Origin of the sequence: Bradyrhizobium genosp. A, assembly GCF_049949275.1 — a bacterium.
GTDB lineage: Bacteria > Pseudomonadota > Alphaproteobacteria > Rhizobiales > Xanthobacteraceae > Bradyrhizobium.
In genome coordinates this window covers 8,121,594-8,137,928 of the sequence record NZ_CP188196.1, presented here as the reverse complement: position 1 = coordinate 8,137,928, position 16,335 = coordinate 8,121,594, and the positions used below count along the sequence as shown (strand labels likewise).

General features: G+C 64.4%; 16 protein-coding genes. 15 read left to right on the top strand and 1 reads right to left on the bottom strand.

Annotation, left to right across the window (positions count from 1 at the left end; all coding sequences use genetic code 11):
* Window positions 1–70: 70 nt before the first annotated feature.
* The 12 genes from ACP2YP_RS38170 to phoB all read left to right on the top strand — a co-directional run bounded on the left by ACP2YP_RS38170 (window position 71) and on the right by phoB (window position 11,750).
* A complete protein-coding gene (locus ACP2YP_RS38170) occupies window positions 71–1,465 on the top strand; it encodes an OmpA family protein (protein ID WP_426421431.1) in 1,395 nt (464 codons plus the stop codon).
* Window positions 1,466–1,467: 2 nt separating this feature from the next.
* Entirely contained in the window at window positions 1,468–1,764 is a 297-nt protein-coding gene (locus ACP2YP_RS38165) for a hypothetical protein (protein ID WP_426421430.1), read from the top strand.
* Between the two features lie 123 nt (window positions 1,765–1,887).
* Entirely contained in the window at window positions 1,888–2,478 is a 591-nt protein-coding gene (locus ACP2YP_RS38160; RefSeq protein ID WP_426421429.1) for a TetR family transcriptional regulator C-terminal domain-containing protein, read from the top strand.
* Window positions 2,475–3,401, top strand: a complete 927-nt coding sequence (locus tag ACP2YP_RS38155) for a haloalkane dehalogenase (protein WP_426421428.1) — start codon at window positions 2,475–2,477, stop codon at window positions 3,399–3,401. The genes ACP2YP_RS38160 and ACP2YP_RS38155 overlap by 4 nt, the downstream gene beginning before the upstream one ends.
* 522 nt (window positions 3,402–3,923) lie before the next feature.
* Window positions 3,924–4,979 (top strand): lysylphosphatidylglycerol synthase domain-containing protein, encoded by a 1,056-nt coding sequence (locus tag ACP2YP_RS38150; RefSeq protein WP_426421427.1) that lies wholly within the window; start codon window positions 3,924–3,926, stop codon window positions 4,977–4,979.
* 44 nt (window positions 4,980–5,023) lie between these two features.
* Entirely contained in the window at window positions 5,024–6,316 is a 1,293-nt protein-coding gene (locus ACP2YP_RS38145) for an ATP-binding protein (RefSeq protein WP_426421426.1), read from the top strand.
* Window positions 6,317–6,467: 151 nt separating this feature from the next.
* Window positions 6,468–7,481 (top strand): phosphate ABC transporter substrate-binding protein PstS, encoded by a 1,014-nt coding sequence (gene pstS / locus ACP2YP_RS38140; protein ID WP_426421425.1) that lies wholly within the window; start codon window positions 6,468–6,470, stop codon window positions 7,479–7,481.
* 141 nt (window positions 7,482–7,622) lie between these two features.
* Window positions 7,623–8,612, top strand: a complete 990-nt coding sequence (gene pstC / locus ACP2YP_RS38135; protein ID WP_426426424.1) for a phosphate ABC transporter permease subunit PstC — start codon at window positions 7,623–7,625, stop codon at window positions 8,610–8,612.
* Window position 8,613: 1 nt separating this feature from the next.
* Window positions 8,614–9,459, top strand: a complete 846-nt coding sequence (pstA, locus tag ACP2YP_RS38130; RefSeq protein WP_426421424.1) for a phosphate ABC transporter permease PstA — start codon at window positions 8,614–8,616, stop codon at window positions 9,457–9,459.
* Window positions 9,456–10,277, top strand: coding sequence for a phosphate ABC transporter ATP-binding protein PstB (gene pstB, locus ACP2YP_RS38125; RefSeq protein WP_426421423.1), 822 nt, complete (start codon window positions 9,456–9,458; stop codon window positions 10,275–10,277). The genes pstA and pstB overlap by 4 nt, the downstream gene beginning before the upstream one ends.
* An 11-nt stretch (window positions 10,278–10,288) precedes the next feature.
* Window positions 10,289–11,005 carry a phosphate signaling complex protein PhoU gene (gene phoU / locus ACP2YP_RS38120; protein ID WP_426421422.1) on the top strand — a complete coding sequence of 239 codons (717 nt, stop codon included), beginning with the start codon at window positions 10,289–10,291 and terminating at the stop codon, window positions 11,003–11,005.
* Window positions 11,006–11,042: 37 nt separating this feature from the next.
* Window positions 11,043–11,750: a phosphate regulon transcriptional regulator PhoB gene (gene phoB, locus ACP2YP_RS38115; RefSeq protein ID WP_195801068.1), complete on the top strand. Its 708-nt coding sequence runs from the start codon at window positions 11,043–11,045 to the stop codon at window positions 11,748–11,750.
* 235 nt (window positions 11,751–11,985) lie between these two features.
* Here phoB and ACP2YP_RS38110 read toward each other — a convergent pair whose 3' ends face one another.
* Window positions 11,986–12,498, bottom strand: coding sequence for a GcrA family cell cycle regulator (locus ACP2YP_RS38110; protein ID WP_426421421.1), 513 nt, complete (start codon window positions 12,496–12,498; stop codon window positions 11,986–11,988).
* A gap of 452 nt (window positions 12,499–12,950) precedes the next feature.
* Here ACP2YP_RS38110 and ACP2YP_RS38105 point away from each other — a divergent pair, with 452 nt between their 5' ends.
* The 3 genes from ACP2YP_RS38105 to ACP2YP_RS38095 all read left to right on the top strand — a co-directional run bounded on the left by ACP2YP_RS38105 (window position 12,951) and on the right by ACP2YP_RS38095 (window position 16,328).
* Window positions 12,951–14,153: an aspartate aminotransferase family protein gene (locus tag ACP2YP_RS38105; protein WP_426421420.1), complete on the top strand. Its 1,203-nt coding sequence runs from the start codon at window positions 12,951–12,953 to the stop codon at window positions 14,151–14,153.
* On the top strand, window positions 14,153–15,076 hold the full coding sequence (gene argF, locus ACP2YP_RS38100) for an ornithine carbamoyltransferase (RefSeq protein WP_426421419.1): 924 nt from the start codon (window positions 14,153–14,155) through the stop codon (window positions 15,074–15,076). The genes ACP2YP_RS38105 and argF overlap by 1 nt, the downstream gene beginning before the upstream one ends.
* A gap of 244 nt (window positions 15,077–15,320) precedes the next feature.
* Window positions 15,321–16,328, top strand: a complete 1,008-nt coding sequence (locus ACP2YP_RS38095; protein ID WP_426421418.1) for an Hsp33 family molecular chaperone — start codon at window positions 15,321–15,323, stop codon at window positions 16,326–16,328.
* Window positions 16,329–16,335: the final 7 nt, after the last annotated feature.

Sequence of the window (16,335 nt, the reverse complement as noted above, 5' to 3'; positions counted from 1 at the left end):
GGCCCCATTTCCGGTTTGACAGCCTGCCAAGGGTTTGTTTTGTCTCCGGTTCCAGAGTTCGGGTCGTCGAATGCAGATGCTTTTCAGGTGGGCCAGCAAATGGTGGCCGGGGCTGATTCCCCTGGCCGTCATGTGGGGATTTGCGGCCTGGAACAACACCTTGCCGGTCGAGGCCGACCTGTCGGCCCGCAGCTCGGCCGCGCTCAAGGACACCGTCCTGGACAAGACCCGGATCGCGGTCGATGGCCGAGACGTCAGCCTGGCCGCGGATGCCTTCTCCGAGGAGGGGCGCCGCGACGCGGTGACCACGGTCGAGATGGTTTCCGGCGTCCGGCTGGTCGATGACCAGACCCGCCTGGCTCCCGAAGCAAAACCGTTCGTCTGGAGCGCCGAGCGCGACGTCGTGCGCGTGACGCTGTCCGGCTCCGCGCCGCTGCCGTCGATGAAGGCGCGCCTGACGGAAGCCGCGCGCAAGGAGGTCAACGGGACCGAGGTCGCCGATCAGATGGGCCTGGCTCGCGGCGCGCCGGCGCGGTTCGAAGCGGCCGCGATGCTGCTGCTCGACCAGATCGGCAAGCTGAAGGACGGCAAGATCACCATCTCCGACACCAAGGTCAATCTGTCAGGCATGGCGCGCGACCTCGGTGGTCGCGAGGCGATTGCGGCTGCGCTGAAGAACCTGCCCGAAGGCTTTTCGATCGCCGCCAACGAGATCAAGGCACCGCCTTACATCTTCCAGGCCTACAAGGATCCGGTCGCCGCCACCGTGACGCTGACCGGCTACGTGCCCGACAACAACGTTCACGCCGCGATCGCGACCAGCGCGTCGCGAAAATTCTTCACCGAAAAGGTCGTCGACAATCTCAAGGCCAGCGTCGGTGCGCCCGGCTCCTTCAACGCTGCGGTGGTCGCAGCGCTCGGCGCGCTATCGCGGCTGTCGACCGGCACGCTCGTGGTGTCCGATCGCGAGGTGAAGCTGTCGGGCGACGCGCTGTACGAAGGTGCGGCCAACGATATCCGCGCAGGGCTCGGCAAGGACTTTCCAAAAAACTGGCAATACAAGCCTGAAATCACGGTGAAGCCTGCGGCGGGGCCGGTCGACGGGACCGTCTGCCAGCAATTGTTCTCGGAGCTGCTGGCCAAGGGCAAGATCCGCTTCGCAACCAAGCGCGCCGACATCGATCCTGACTCCGCCGGCATTCTCGATCATCTGATCGAGACGGCGTTGCGCTGCCCCACCACCAATATCGAAGTCGCAGGCCACACCGATTCCGACGGCGAGGATGCCTTCAACCAGGCGCTCTCCGAGAAGCGCGCGCAGGCGGTGATCGATTATCTGGTCAAGGCTGGCCTGCCGGCCGACCGCTTCAGCGCGGTCGGCTATGGCAGCACGCAGCCCGTCACCGGCAACGACAGCGACGACGGCAAGGCGCAAAACCGCCGTATCGAATTTCTGGTGAGGTGACGATGCCCTATCTCGTCTCGTTCCATATGGGCTGGCTGATTGGCTCGGTGCTGCTGGGTTTCTGCATGGGCTGGATCTCGGTGGTCCAGCGTGGCAACGGCACCTCGAAGGTGACCGCGCGCTGGCTCGCCGCGCTGGTCGCGGGCCTGGTCTCGGCCTCGTTCGCGCATGTGGTCCCGGGCCGCTTCGGCTACTGGCTCGACCTCGGCCTGGTCATGTTCGCCTGCTACCTCGTCGGCTGCACCATCGGCGCGTGGCTGCGCTATTGGGTGGTCTCGCGCAGCCAGCCTGTGGCCTGATTCATCATCACCGGTCAGGCGATCTGTCGTCTCAAATCGCGATAGCGAATTGATCGGCAAGGAGATTGCCGAAGCAGCAAATCGACGCTTGACAATAATACGTACGTACGTATTATCCCGCTTATGCCAAAGCCCTCACTCAAAGACGCCATTCTCGACGCCGGCCTGAAGGTCATGTTCCGGACCGGCTATCACGGCACCAGCGTGCGCGACGTCACCGCTGCGGCGGGCGCGCCGCAGGGATCCTTCACCAACCATTTCCGCTCCAAGGAGGCGTTCGCCTCAGAGGTGCTCGACCGCTATTTCGACATCACCAGGGGGCTGGTCGCCGAGGCCCTCGATGACGCCTCGCTGACGCCGCGGGCGCGGCTCAGGCACTATCTCGACATCATCACTGGCCGGCTCGAGGCCGACGGCTACGGCCGCGGCTGCCTGATCGGCGACCTCAGCCTGGAGGCGAGCGGAAGCAGCGAGCTGCTGCGCGCGCGCCTCGCGGCGATCTTTGCCGAATGGCGCATGCCGTTCGCCGCCTGCATCAGGGATGCCCAGACCAGCGGCGAGATCGCATCCGATTTCGAGCCCGACGAGCTTGCCGACTTCCTGCTCGCGTCCTGGCAGGGCGCGATCCTGCGCATGAAGGTCGACCGCAATCCCAAGGCGCTCGAGCGTTTCAAGACCATCGCATTCCAAACCGTGTTCAAGGAGCCGACATGACCAAGCAGATCGAGATCCGCAAAGCGTCCGTCCTCGGAAGCAGCATGGCCTATCGCGAGACAGGCGCGGAAGGTGCGCCCGTCGCGCTCTTCCTGCACGGCAATCCGACCTCGTCGCACATCTGGCGCAACATTTTGCCGCTGGTGTCGCCGGTCGCGCGTTGCATCGCGCCCGACCTCATCGGCTTCGGCCAATCCGGCAAGCCCGACATCGCCTACCGCTTTGTCGACCACGTCCGCTATCTCGATGCCTTCATCGAACAGCGTGGCATCAACTCGGCCTACATCGTCGCGCAGGACTGGGGCACCGCCCTCGCATTTCATCTTGCCGCGCGCCGGCCGGATCTCGTGCGCGGTCTCGCTTTCATGGAGTTCATCCGTCCGATGCCGACCTGGCAGGATTTCCATCACACCGACCGCGCGGAGGAGCAGGATCATGCCGAGGCGGCGCGGGCGGCGTTTCGCAAGTTCAGGACGCCGGGTGAGGGAGAAGCCATGATCCTCGAGGCGAATGCGTTCGTCGAACGCGTGCTGCCGGGCGGCATCGTCCGCAAGCTCAGCGGCGACGAGATGGCGCCCTATCGCGCGCCGTTCCCGACACCGGAGAGCCGCCGTCCCGTTCTCACCCTTCCGCGCGAATTGCCGATCGCAGGCGATCCCGCCGACGTCTATGAGGCGCTCCAATCCGCGCATGCGGCGCTGGCCGCATCGTCCTACCCAAAGCTGCTGTTCTCGGGCGAGCCCGGTGCGCTGGTCGCACCGGAGTTCGCCGAGACGTTCGCGGCTTCGTTGAAGCATTGCGCCCACGTTCGTCTTGGGGCTGGACTGCACTTCCTTCAGGAGGATCACCCCGAGGCGATCGGCCGCTCCGTCGCCGGCTGGATCGCCGGCATCGAGGCGGTGCGTCCGCAGCTTGCGGCCTGAGCAGTCCGCCCCCTCTGAACGGCATGGTCTCCGCCGGCCCAGCACCGGCGGACGGCCGCGACAGCACCTCTCTGTGATGTCGCGTTGCAACCAACCGTCAGGGCAAACGCCCGGCCGCGCGATTGCCGCGCGGCTATTCGTGCCGCAGCCGGCCGGCACGGTTCGCCCCCCTCTTTCAACAGCGGCCTAAAGATTGATGTCGACTTAAGGCGTGACGGAACATTGTCCGGTCGAAATCATCAAAACTTCATGGCTCCTGCGCAGGATTGCCATGGAGATTCGCCTCTAGCTTGCCGCCGAAAGCGCCAAACCGTGCACCTTGAGCTCGCAAACCTGCCTAAAATATTGAAGGCACGTGATTTTGTTCACATTGGCGAATTCCACTCCGCCTCAAAACGCGCTAGTGGAGGGATGGGGGGCATGCGCGAGGCCGGAGCCGGCGGTGAGGGTTCGTTGAGTGCCTGTGCGTCGTCCGCCTGTTCGCCGGCCACCCTGGCCGCTGAAGCGTTGTTCGAGGTCTAGATGCTGGAAGCCATACGCAGGGCGATGACGTTTCTGCGCCAGAAGCAAATCCTGCATAAGCTTGGAGTTGTGATCAGCGTCGCGGTCATCGGCATCGCTTGCTATGTGCTCTACCACATGCTGCGCGGCATCGACACGAACGAGGTGATCGAGGCGATCAAGAGCACCGAGCCGCGCCAGATTGGGATGGCCGCGCTGTTCGTCGCCGCGGGCTATTTCACACTGACGTTCTACGATCTGTTTGCCGTGCGCGCGATCGGCCATTCCCACGTGCCCTATCGCATCAATGCGCTCGCGGCCTTCACCAGCTATTCGATCGGCCACAATGTCGGCGCCAGCGTCTTCACCGGCGGCGCGGTGCGTTATCGCATCTATTCGGCGTACGGCTTGAACGCGATCGACGTCGCAAAAATCTGCTTCCTCGCCGGCCTCACTTTCTGGCTCGGCAACGCCGCCGTGCTCGGCCTCGGCATTTCCTATCATCCGGAGGCGGCCACCTCGATCGACCAGCTGCCGCCCTGGCTGAACCGGACGCTGGCGATGATGATCCTCGCCGCACTTGTCGGATATGTGGTCTGGGTCTGGACCCAGCCGCGGGTGGTCGGGCGCGGCCCCTGGACCGTGATGCTGCCGGGCGGCCCGCTGACGCTGCTGCAGATCGCGATCGGCATCATCGATCTCGGCTTCTGCGCGCTCGCGATGTACGTACTGGTGCCCGACGAGCCCAATCTCGGCTTCGTCGTGGTCGCGGTGATTTTCGTTTCGGCGACACTGCTCGGCTTCGCCAGCCATTCGCCCGGCGGGCTCGGGGTGTTCGACGCCGCCATGCTGGTCGGCCTCTGGCAGATGGACCGCGAGGAACTGCTCGGCGGCATGCTGCTGTTCCGGGTCCTCTATTATCTGTCGCCCTTCGTCATCTCTGTAATCTTGCTGACGTTTCGCGAGGTTATCATCGGCGCTCGATCGAAGCGCCTGCAACAGGCAGCGCTCAAGCTTGATCCAGGCCCAGCGCCTAAGGCCGCTTATGTAAGAAAGCGCAGCGATAGCGGCGCCTGACCGGCGCCAAGGAACGCAAAGCCAACAAGGAGAAGCCCGCCCCGATGGCGATCGACGCTCCCTCGTCTCCCACGGTGCAGCCCTGGTCCGACCGGCTGCGGCACTCGACAGCCATCCTGATCGCCGCCGCGCTAGCGCTGTCGGTCGTGGTTTCGCTCGGCGAATTGTCGGTGATGCGGGCCGCGACGGTGTTCCTGTGCATCGCCGCGGCCGCTCTAATCCCCTGGCGGCTGCATGATACCGTTGCCTCCCGCGAGGACACCCGCCGCGTCAATCCGGTCGAGAGTGCGGCGGTCGCCGCGGTCGTCGCCGGCATGCCGGATCCGGCCGTGCTGCTCGACCGCGCCGGCCGCGTCATCCATCTCAATGCCGCCGCCGCCCAGCTCGCGCCGGCGCTGCGCAAGAACGAGCTCGCCCAGTTCGCGCTGCGCTCGCCGGAGATCATCACGGCGCTGCGCGAGTCCATTGCGACCACCGAGCCGCGGCGCGCGACCTATCTCGATCACGTGCCGGTCGATCGCTGGATGGAGCTGATCATCACCCCGGTGCCGGTGCCGACCAATTTCGGCGGCGCTGACAAATGCATGCTGATGACCTTCCATGACCAGACGCCGCTGCGTCGGGTCGAGGAGATGCGCGCCGACTTCGTCGCCAATGCCAGCCACGAATTGCGTACGCCGCTGGCCGCGCTCTCTGGCTTCATCGACACGCTGCAGGGCCAGGCCAAGGACGATCCCAAGGCGCGCGAGCGCTTCCTCGGCATCATGCACAATCAGGCCACCCGCATGGCGCGCCTGATCGACGATTTGCTGTCGCTGTCGCGGGTGGAACTGTCGGCGCATGTCCGGCCGGATACCCTGGTCGACCTGCTGCCGATCATCTTCCAGGTCGCCGACGGGCTCGAGCCGCTGGCCCGGGAACGCCAGGTCGAGGTCGAGACCCATCTGCCTGAGACCCCGGTGATGATCGCCGGCGATCGCGAGGAGCTGCTGCGCCTGTTCGAAAACCTGATCGAGAACGCGCTCAAATACGGCGCTTCCGGCGGGCGCGTCATCGTGTCGCTGAACGCGACACCGGCGATTGATGGAACTCAGGAAGTCCGGGTCATGGTGCGCGATTTTGGCCCCGGCATCGCGCCCGAGCACCTGCCGCGCCTGACCGAGCGCTTCTACCGGGTGGACGTCGGCGACAGCCGCTCGCAGGGCGGAACCGGATTGGGATTATCGCTGGTGAAACATATTCTTAACCGTCACCGCGGCCGTCTTTTGATCGAAAGTGTCCCTCGGCAGGGTGCCACTTTCACCGCCTGTTTTCCCCAGGCCAAGACTTTAGTCTAGACCCGAAAATCAAGCGATTTCAATTGCTTGACAACGTCATCCGACTGTCACGAAACCTTCGTAAAAGCACAGCCGACCGCTCCTAAAGGGGGCGGCGCGGGGAGCGCGATCGGGCGCTGATGGCGCTTCGCTCCCCTGTATGGAGACCAGCATGAATTTCATCAAAACGATCGTCGCTGCTGGCTTGGTCGCCGCAACGACGACGGCGGCCTTTGCTGCCGACATCACGGGTGCAGGCGCGACCTTCCCGTTCCCGGTCTATTCGAAGTGGGCTGACGCCTACAAGAAGGAGACCGGCAACGGCCTGAACTACCAGTCGATCGGCTCCGGCGGCGGCATCAAGCAGATCCAGGCCAAGACCGTGACCTTCGGCGCCAGCGACGCGCCGCTCAAGGCCGACCAGCTCGAGAAGGACGGTCTCGTCCAGTGGCCGATGGTGATGGGTGCCATCGTTCCCGTCGTCAACATCGAGGGCGTCAAGGCCGGTGAGATGGTGTTCGACGGCGAGACCCTCGCCAACATCTATCTCGGCAAGATCACCAAGTGGGACGACGCCGCGATCAAGAAGCTCAATCCGAACGTGAAGCTGCCGTCGGACGCGATCACCGTGGTTCGCCGTTCGGATGGTTCGGGCACCACCTTCAACTTCACCAACTATCTCTCCAAGGCCAGCGCGGACTGGAAGAGCAAGGTCGGTGAAGGTACCGCCGTCGAGTGGCCGGTTGGCGTCGGCGCCAAGGGCAACGAAGGCGTGTCGGGCAACATCAGCCAGACCAAGAACTCGATCGGCTATGTCGAGTACGCCTATGCCAAGCAGAACAAGCTGACCTACACGGCCCTCGTCAACAAGGCCGGCAAGACGGTGCAGCCGACGGTCGAGGCTTTCCAGGCGGCCGCTTCCAACGCCGACTGGGCCAAGGCTCCCGGCTATTACGTCATCCTGACCGACCAGCCCGGCGAGAAGTCCTGGCCGATCACGGCTGCGACCTTCATCCTGATGCACAAGGAGCCGGCTGATAAGGCGGCGTCGAAGGAAGCTCTCAAGTTCTTCGCCTGGGCATTCAAGAACGGCGCCAAGGCAGCCGAAGAGCTCGATTACATCCCGATGCCCGAGAGCGTCGTGAAGCTGATCGAGAAGACCTGGGCGGCCGACATCAAGAGCTAAGCTCTCACGCGATGCGGCCGCAAATGGCCGCATGCCGGACCACATGACTTCTGCCCCGGATCAGCGTGTTGCTGCATCCGGGGCACGAGACTGGTGACACAAGAACAAGTATCGTTTGGACAGGGGATCGGCGTGGCAGAGATGGCTGTCGAGAGCAATGTAGTAGACGCCGCCGGACCATATGATCGCGCCAAGGCCTTGAGCGCGTTCAAGCTTGGCGATGTCACCTTCTACTGGATCACTCGCCTCAGCGCGATCTCCGTGCTGCTGATCCTCGGCGGCATCATCATTTCGCTGATCGTCGGCGCTTTCCCGGCGATGAGGGAATACGGCTTCGCGTTCCTGTGGACGCAGCGCTGGGCACCGTCGGCGGATCCGCCTGTGCTCGGCGCGCTCGGGCCGATGTACGGCACGCTGGTCACCTCCTTCATCGCGATGCTGATCGCCATTCCGGTTGGTCTCGGTATTGCGATCTTCCTGACCGAGCTCTGCCCGCAATGGCTGCGCCGCCCGATCGGCATGGCGATCGAGCTGCTCGCCGGCATTCCCTCGATCATCTACGGCATGTGGGGCTTCTTCGTGTTGGGTCCGTTCCTGGCCAACAACTTCCAGCCCTTCATGATCAAGATTTTTGACGGCGTCCCTGTGCTCGGCGCGATCTTCGCAGGTCCGCCGTCCTATCTCAGCCTGTTCAACGCCGCGCTGATCCTCGCCATCATGGTGCTGCCCTTCATCACCTCGATCTCGGTCGACGTGTTCAAGACGGTGCCGCCGGTGCTGAAAGAGGCCGCCTACGGCGTCGGCTGCACCACCTGGGAAGTCGTCCGCAGCGTGGTGATCCCCTACACCCGCGTCGGCATCATCGGCGGCGTCATGCTGGGGCTGGGTCGCGCGCTCGGCGAGACCATGGCGGTGACCTTCATCATCGGCAACTCGTTCCGCATCTCGTCATCGATCTTCGCGCCGGGCACCACGATCTCGGCGGCGATCGCATCCGAATTCGCCGAGAGTGACGGCCTGCACCAGTCCGGCCTGATCCTGCTCGGCCTGCTGCTGTTCGTGCTGACGTTTTTCGTGCTCGCCGGCGCCCGGCTGATGCTGATGCGGCTGGAAAAGAAGGCGGGGAACTAGCATGAACCCGATTTACGCACGCCGCCGCCGCAAGGACATCCTGATCCGCGGGCTTTGCTTCGGTGCCGCCGCCTTCGGCGTCACCTGGCTCGCGCTGATCCTGATCACGCTGCTTTACAACGGCATCGCCGGCCTCAACCTCGAACTGTTCGTCGCGGACACGCCGCCTCCGGGCTCGACCGAAGGCGGCCTGCGCAACGCCATCGTCGGCTCGCTGATCATGACCGCGATCGGCGTCGGCATCGGCGCGCCGCTCGGCATGTTCGCCGGCACCTATCTCGCCGAGTACGGCCGCAACGACAAGCTGACCTCGGTGATCCGCTTCATCAACGACATTCTGCTCTCGGCGCCCTCGATCATCATCGGCCTGTTCATCTACGGCGCGGTGGTGGTGCCGATGCGCGGCTTCTCGGCAATCGCAGGCTCGCTCGCGCTCGCCGTCATCGTGATCCCGGTGGTGCTGCGCACGACCGAGGACATGCTGCTGCTGGTGCCGAACGCGCTGCGCGAGGCGGCTTCTGCGCTCGGCCTGCCGCGCTCGCTGGTGATCAAGCGCATCGCCTACCGTGCCGCGCGCTCCGGTCTCATCACCGGCGTGCTGCTCGCTACCGCCCGCGTCGCCGGCGAAACCGCGCCGCTGCTCTTCACCGCGCTGTCGAACCAGTTCTTCAGCCTCAGCCTGAACAAGACGATGGCGAACTTGCCGGTCACCATCAACAACTTCGTCCAGAGCCCCTACGTCTACTGGAAGCAGCTCGCCTGGAGCGGCGCGCTGCTGATTACCCTGACCGTGCTTGCCCTGAACATTGGCGCTCGCATTCTTGGCGCCGAGAGGACCGCAAAATGAGTGATCTTTCCGTATCGATGAGCGCTGCCGGTGGTCTGCCGCAGGCGCCCATGCTGCCGGAAGCGCCCGCCAAGGTGACGGTGCGCAACCTCAACTTCTATTACGGCGAGCACCACGCGCTGAAGAACATCAATCTGGTGCTCGGCGCCAACCGCGTCACGGCGTTCATCGGCCCGTCGGGCTGCGGCAAGTCGACCCTGCTGCGCATCTTCAACCGGATGTACGACCTCTATCCGGGTCAGCGCGTCACCGGTCAGCTGATGCTCGACCAGACCAACATCCTCGACCCCAAGCTCGACCTCAATTTGCTGCGCGCCCGCGTCGGCATGGTGTTCCAGAAGCCGACGCCGTTCCCGATGACGATCTACGAGAATATCGCCTTCGGCATCCGTCTCTATGAGAAGATCTCGAAGTCGGAGATGGACGACCGCGTCGAGAAGGCGCTGCGCGGCGGCGCGCTGTGGAACGAGGTCAAGGACAAGCTCAACGCTTCCGGCCTGTCGCTTTCCGGCGGCCAGCAGCAGCGCCTCTGCATCGCCCGCACCGTCGCGGTGCGGCCCGAGGTGATCCTGTTCGACGAGCCCTGCTCGGCGCTCGATCCGATCTCGACTGCGAAGGTCGAGGAGCTGATCCAGGAGCTGTCCGAGAACTACACGATCGCGATCGTGACCCACAACATGCAGCAGGCGGCCCGCGTCTCCGACAAGACCGCCTTCATGTATCTCGGCGAGCTGATCGAGTTCGACGACACCAGCAAGATCTTCACGTCGCCGACCGACCGACGCACGCAGGATTACATTACCGGCCGGTTCGGCTGAGGAGACTGGATATGGGTTCTGAACATACCGCAAAGGCCTTCGACACCGACCTCCAGGAGCTCACCCGGTCGGTGGCGGAAATGGGCGGCCTCGCCGAGCGCATGATCGTCGATTCCGTCGACGCGCTGATCCGCCGCGACGTCGCGCTCGGCCAGCGCGTCGTCGCCACCGACGCCGACATCGACGCCCTCCAGAAGAAGATTGAGGAGCACGCCGTGCTCACCATCGCCCGCCGCCAGCCGATGGCGGTGGACTTGCGCGAAATCGTCGGCGCCATGCGGGTCGCGACCGATCTCGAGCGCATCGGCGACCTCGCCAAGAACATGGGCAAGCGCGTCGCGGCGCTGGAGACGGATTTCCATCCGCTGAAACTGTTCCGCGGCCTCGAGCACATGACCGACCTCGTGCAGCAGCAGGTCAAGTCGGTGCTGGACGCCTATGCGGCGCATGACCTGCCGGCGGCGATGGCGGTGTGGAAGGGCGACGAGGAAGTCGACGCCATCTGCACCTCGCTGTTCCGCGAGCTCCTCACCTATATGATGGAGGATCCGCGCAACATCTCGTTCTGCATCCATCTGATGTTCTGCGCCAAGAACATCGAGCGGATCGGCGACCACGCCACCAACATTGCCGAGACCGTGTTCTACATGATCGAAGGCCAGGCCATCACCGACAAGCGACCGAAGGGCGACATGACGACGTTCGCCGCGCCGGTCCCGAACACCTGATTTCACGATACCTGAACACGCAAGGAGCCACGACACCATGGGCGCACGCATTATGGTGGTTGAAGACGAGGAAGCTCTGACCGAGCTGCTTCGCTACAACCTCGAAGGCGACGGCTATGACGTCGAGACGGTGATGCGCGGCGACGACGCCGACACCCGCCTCAAGGAGCACATCCCCGATCTGATCGTGCTCGACTGGATGCTGCCGGGACTATCAGGCATCGAGCTGTGCCGGCGGCTTCGTGCGCGGTCCGACACCAAGCAGCTGCCGATCATCATGCTCACCGCGCGCGGCGAGGAGAGCGAGCGGGTGCGGGGCCTTGCGACTGGCGCCGACGATTACATCGTCAAGCCGTTCTCGGTGCCTGAGCTCCTGGCGCGCGTGAAAGGTCTGCTCCGGCGCGCAAGCCCCGAGCGGCTCGCTACCGTGTTGGCTTTCGGCGACATCGAGCTCGACCGCGAAAAGCGCCGCGTGGCGCGCTCCGGCCGGCCGATCGATCTCGGCCCGACAGAATATCGCCTGCTGGAGTTCTTCCTGGAGCACCCCGGCCGCGTGTTCTCGCGCGAGCAGCTGCTCGATAGCGTCTGGGGCCGCGACATCTATATCGACGAGCGCACCGTCGACGTGCATATCGGTCGCCTGCGCAAGCTGCTCAATCTCGGTCGCGAGCAGGACCCGATCCGCACCGTCCGCGGCGCGGGGTATGCGCTCGATGATCGCTTTGCAAAGGCCGAGCAGACGTAGGGCTGGCAGTTTGATTTGAGCTGCGGCCACAGACTCCAATGTCGTCCCGGCCTAGTTGCGCAATTGCGCGCGGGGGGCCGGGACCCATAGCCACAGGTGGACGTGGTGGGCGGGACTTGGAGTGACCCCTTAGCGCAGAAATTGCGTTCTCGGAGAATGGGTCCCGGCCCCCGTGCGCAATTGCGCACTAGGCCGGGACGACACCAAACTTTGTTGACTCGTCGCGCGCTGAACCTCAGCGCGGGCTCGGCTTCGCCGGCGCACGCCGGCGATCCGCTGCCGGCTGATACGCCACCCGCGAGTGCTGGGCGCAATAGGGCAGCCCGGAGAGCGCCTTGCCGCCGCAGAAGAAGAAATCCGGGCTCGAGGGATCGCCGACCGGCCAGTGGCAGGTCGCCTCGTTCAATTCGAGCAGCGACAGCCGCTGGCTCATCGGCACCACGTTGTCGTAGGTGACCGGCTCGGCCTCGACCTCGACCTCGAAGGCCTGCGCCAGCGCGGTATTGCCGCGTGCCATAGGCCTGCTCACCCGCATCATGTGCTGCGCTGGGCGCGCCTTGCGCGGCCGCGGAGCTGCCGAAGACGGACTCTTGGCGCGGCCGGAGAGGCCAAGCCTGTGCACCTTGCCGATCACGGCATTGCGGGTGACATTACCGAGCTCTGCCGCGATCTGGCTGGCCGAAAGTCCGGCCTCCCAGAGCTTTTTCAGTTGCTCGACGCGATCATCCGACCAGGTCAAAACCGTCATTGCACCCTTTCCTTCGCCGGCGCCTGCCATCCTGGGGCCGCACGACGAATGCCTAAGCCTCGAAAAACCCGTGCCGTCAGAATCCCTTAAGGCTCGCCGGGCGCAATGAGACGCCCGAACGTTTACGCCGGTACATGAGGACTTAGAGGATCAGAACCGCTGCACGAGATGTCGTATCTGACAAGCCAAACGCTACAATATGGCGTGACTCACGCGCAAGAGTCCGCCGACTCGCTTCCACATGTTCCGTGGCCAAAACCCCGCAAATCTGGCACCGCAAGACTACGGAATCAGCATTTCGTGGGGCTTTCCGGGCGGCATTGACACCCGTGGTGCCAAGCATAAGATAGTCGTGCGTGCCGCCCTTAAAAGGCGGCACGTTTCGTTTTCCGGACCAATGATGCGCTGCGCAACGCACGTTCAGGCCGTCCGAAACATCCAAAGAGATCATCATGGCTAACAGCGCAGCACCGCATTTGCTCCCCGTTTTCGCCAGGGCCGACATTGGTTTTGAGCGTGGTGAAGGCGTCTGGTTGATCGCAACCAATGGCGATCGCTATCTCGATTTCACGTCGGGCGTGGCGGTGAACGCGCTCGGCCATGCCCATCCCGCGCTGGTCAAGGCGCTGCAGGAGCAGGCGACCAAGCTCTGGCACATGTCGAACCTGTTCCAGAGTCCGGACGGCGAGAAGCTCGCGAACCGGCTCTGCAACGAGAGTTTTGCCGACTTCGTATTCTTCTGCAATTCCGGCGCCGAAGCGCTGGAGGGTGTGATCAAGCTGGTCCGCCATCATCACTTCTCCAAGGGTCATCCGGAGCGCTACCGCATCATCACCTTCGAAGGCGCTTTCCACGGCCGCACGCTGGCAACGCTGGCTGCGACGGGATCTGCAAAATATCTCGAAGGCTTTGGTCCGCCGATGGATGGCTTCGACCAGATTCCGCATGGCGACATCGAGGCCGTGAAGAAGGCGATCGGTCCGCAGACCGCCGGTATCCTGATCGAGCCGATCCAGGGCGAGGGTGGCGTGCGTTCGGCGACGCCTTCTTTCCTGCGGGCGTTGCGCCAGCTCTGCGACGAGAAGGGCCTGCTGCTCGCCTTCGACGAGGTGCAGACCGGTATGGGCCGCACCGGCGATCTCTTCGCTCATCGGCGCACCGGCGTCACGCCTGACGTGATGTCACTGGCGAAGGCGCTCGGCGGGGGCTTCCCGATCGGCGCGGTGCTGGCGACTGCGGATGCGGCCTCCGGCATGGGGCCCGGCTCGCACGGCTCCACCTTCGGCGGCAACCCGCTGGCGATCTCGGCTGCGAACGCGGTGCTCGACGTCATGCTCGAGCCCGGCTTCTTCGACCACGTGCAGAAGATGTCGCTGCTGCTCAAGCAGAAGCTCGCTTCCGTGATCGACCGCCATCCCGATGTCGTCAGTGAAGTTCGCGGCGAGGGGCTCTTGATCGGCATCAAGGCCGTGGTGCCGTCGGGTGACCTGGTTACGGCGCTGCGCAACGAAAAACTGCTCACCGTCGGTGCCGGCGACAATGTCGTGCGCTTCCTGCCGCCCTTGATCGTGACCGAGGCGGAGATCGAGGACAGCATCGGCCGGCTCGAACGCGCCTGCACTGCGCTGTCCGGTAACAAGCGGGCGGCAAGCTGATGAGCAAGACGCCAAAACACTTCCTGGATATCAGCGAGCTCCCGCTGTCGGAGCTCAAGAACATGCTCGCGGCCTCCTCCGCCATGAAGGCGAAGCAGAAGGCGCATCAGCCGGTCAGGCCGCTCGAAGGCAAGACGCTGGCGATGATCTTTGAGCGCCCGTCGACCCGCACGCGGGTGTCGTTCGATGTCGCCATGCGCCAGCTCGGCGGCGAGCCCATCATGCTCACCGGCGCCGAGATGCAGCTCGGCCGCGGCGAAACCATTGCCGATACCGCGCGTGTGCTGTCGCGCTATGTCGACGCCATCATGATCCGCATTCTCAATCATGAGGCGCTGCTTGAGCTCGCAGCGTACGCGACCGTGCCCGTCATCAACGGCCTGACGCGGCGCTCGCATCCCTGCCAGGTGATGGCCGACCTCCTGACCTTTGAGGAACATCGCGGCCCGATCGAGGGCAAGACGGTGGCCTGGACCGGCGACGACAACAACGTGCTGGCGTCCTGGGCGCACGCGGCCGAGCGCTTCAAGTTTCAGCTCAATGTCGCAACCCCCCCGGAGCTCGCTCCGAAGAAGGTGATGCGCGACTTCATCAAGGCGACCGGCGCGCCGATCGTGCTCGGCACCGATCCCGAGGCCGCCGTGAAGGGCGCGGATTGCGTCGTCACCGACACCTGGGTGTCGATGGGCGATAAGGAAGGCGAGCACCGCCACAACGTGCTCAAGCCCTACCAGGTCAATTCGAAGCTGATGTCGTTGGCCAAGTCCGACGCGCTGTTCATGCACTGCCTGCCCGCCCATCGCGGCGAGGAGGTCACCGACGAGGTGATCGACGGCCCGCAATCGGTCGTGTTCGACGAGGCCGAAAACCGCCTGCATGCGCAGAAAGGCATTTTGGCCTGGTGTTTTGACGCGGTGAAGTAGGTTCGGCGCGGTAAAATATTTGCCGTCGTCCCGGCGAAAGCCGGGACCCATACCGCGGAATCGTTCTTGTGGCAGCTTGGTGGAGGCGAACGGTCTTCGCCAAACAAAAGCCTGTAGCTATGGGTCCCGGCTTTCGTCGGGACGACACCGAATGTGCGGTATTGTCGTGCGACCCAAGCAGCATCCGGAACACGCCAGCCAACACCCCCTTCCATTTCCACTCTCCGACCCCAGATAAAGCGCCATGGTTTCCCAATCCCCTGACATGAAAACCGGGCCCGCAGGCCCGGTTCGCGCGCCATCCGCGGTTCCGATTGACGACGCCGTGCTGCCTTACGAGGTCGACGCGCTCGATGTGCGCGGACGGCTGGTGCGGCTCGGCCCTGCGCTCGACGAGATCCTGACCAAGCACGATTATCCCGCGCCCGTGGGCAAGCTGCTCGGCGAGGCGATCGTGCTGACGACGCTGCTCGGCTCGGCGCTGAAATTCGAGGGCCGCTTCATCCTCCAGGCACAGACCGACGGCCCGGTGTCGTTCCTGGTGGTGGACTATCAGGCACCGGATCGCCTGCGCGCCTATGCGCGCTTTGATGCCGCGCGCCTCGGTGACGCCAAGGATTCCGGTGCGCTGCTCGGCCATGGCCATCTCGCCATGACCATTGACCAGGGTCCCGACATGAGCCGCTACCAGGGCCTGGTCGCGCTCGACGGCGGCAGCTTGGAAGACGCTGCTCACGAATATTTCCTGCGCTCCGAGCAGATCCCGACGCGCGTGCGTCTTGCGGTCGGCGAGGAGTGGCGCTCGAGCGACGGCGGCAAGCATCGCTGGCGTGCCGGCGGCATGCTGATGCAGTTTTTGCCGAAGGCGCCGGAGCGCGCGCGGCAGGCGGATCTGCATCCCGGCGACGCGCCCGATGGCGTCGAGGTGCACAGTGTGGCTGAGGACGATGCCTGGGTCGAGGCGCGCTCGCTGATCGAAACCGTCGAGGACGTCGAGCTGATCGATCCCGATCTCTCCGGCGAGCGGCTGCTCTATCGCCTCTTCCACGAGCGCGGCGTGCGCGTGTTCAATCCGCTTGTCCTGCAAGCGCAATGCTCCTGCTCGCGCGACGCGGTTGCCTCGATGCTGAAAAGCTTTTCGCCGGACGACCGTTCCGCGATGGTCAAGGACGACAAGGTCGTCGTGACCTGCGAGTTCTGCTCGTCGGTGTACGAGTTCACGCCGGATGAAGCGGGCGTCGAGGACGCGTAGCACCGTC

Excerpts from the sequence above, each read along its gene's own strand:
- ACP2YP_RS38170 (WP_426421431.1), top strand. The coding sequence starts at position 71 with ATGCAGATGCTTTTCAGGTGGGCCAGCAAATGGTGGCCGGGGCTGATT.
- ACP2YP_RS38165 (WP_426421430.1), top strand. The coding sequence starts at position 1,468 with ATGCCCTATCTCGTCTCGTTCCATATGGGCTGGCTGATTGGCTCGGTG.
- ACP2YP_RS38160 (WP_426421429.1), top strand. The coding sequence starts at position 1,888 with ATGCCAAAGCCCTCACTCAAAGACGCCATTCTCGACGCCGGCCTGAAG.
- ACP2YP_RS38155 (WP_426421428.1), top strand. The coding sequence starts at position 2,475 with ATGACCAAGCAGATCGAGATCCGCAAAGCGTCCGTCCTCGGAAGCAGC.
- ACP2YP_RS38150 (WP_426421427.1), top strand. The coding sequence starts at position 3,924 with ATGCTGGAAGCCATACGCAGGGCGATGACGTTTCTGCGCCAGAAGCAA.
- ACP2YP_RS38145 (WP_426421426.1), top strand. The coding sequence starts at position 5,024 with ATGGCGATCGACGCTCCCTCGTCTCCCACGGTGCAGCCCTGGTCCGAC.
- pstS (WP_426421425.1), top strand. The coding sequence starts at position 6,468 with ATGAATTTCATCAAAACGATCGTCGCTGCTGGCTTGGTCGCCGCAACG.
- pstC (WP_426426424.1), top strand. The coding sequence starts at position 7,623 with ATGGCTGTCGAGAGCAATGTAGTAGACGCCGCCGGACCATATGATCGC.
- pstA (WP_426421424.1), top strand. The coding sequence starts at position 8,614 with ATGAACCCGATTTACGCACGCCGCCGCCGCAAGGACATCCTGATCCGC.
- pstB (WP_426421423.1), top strand. The coding sequence starts at position 9,456 with ATGAGTGATCTTTCCGTATCGATGAGCGCTGCCGGTGGTCTGCCGCAG.
- phoU (WP_426421422.1), top strand. The coding sequence starts at position 10,289 with ATGGGTTCTGAACATACCGCAAAGGCCTTCGACACCGACCTCCAGGAG.
- phoB (WP_195801068.1), top strand. The coding sequence starts at position 11,043 with ATGGGCGCACGCATTATGGTGGTTGAAGACGAGGAAGCTCTGACCGAG.
- ACP2YP_RS38110 (WP_426421421.1), bottom strand. The coding sequence starts at position 12,498 with ATGACGGTTTTGACCTGGTCGGATGATCGCGTCGAGCAACTGAAAAAG.
- ACP2YP_RS38105 (WP_426421420.1), top strand. The coding sequence starts at position 12,951 with ATGGCTAACAGCGCAGCACCGCATTTGCTCCCCGTTTTCGCCAGGGCC.
- argF (WP_426421419.1), top strand. The coding sequence starts at position 14,153 with ATGAGCAAGACGCCAAAACACTTCCTGGATATCAGCGAGCTCCCGCTG.
- ACP2YP_RS38095 (WP_426421418.1), top strand. The coding sequence starts at position 15,321 with ATGGTTTCCCAATCCCCTGACATGAAAACCGGGCCCGCAGGCCCGGTT.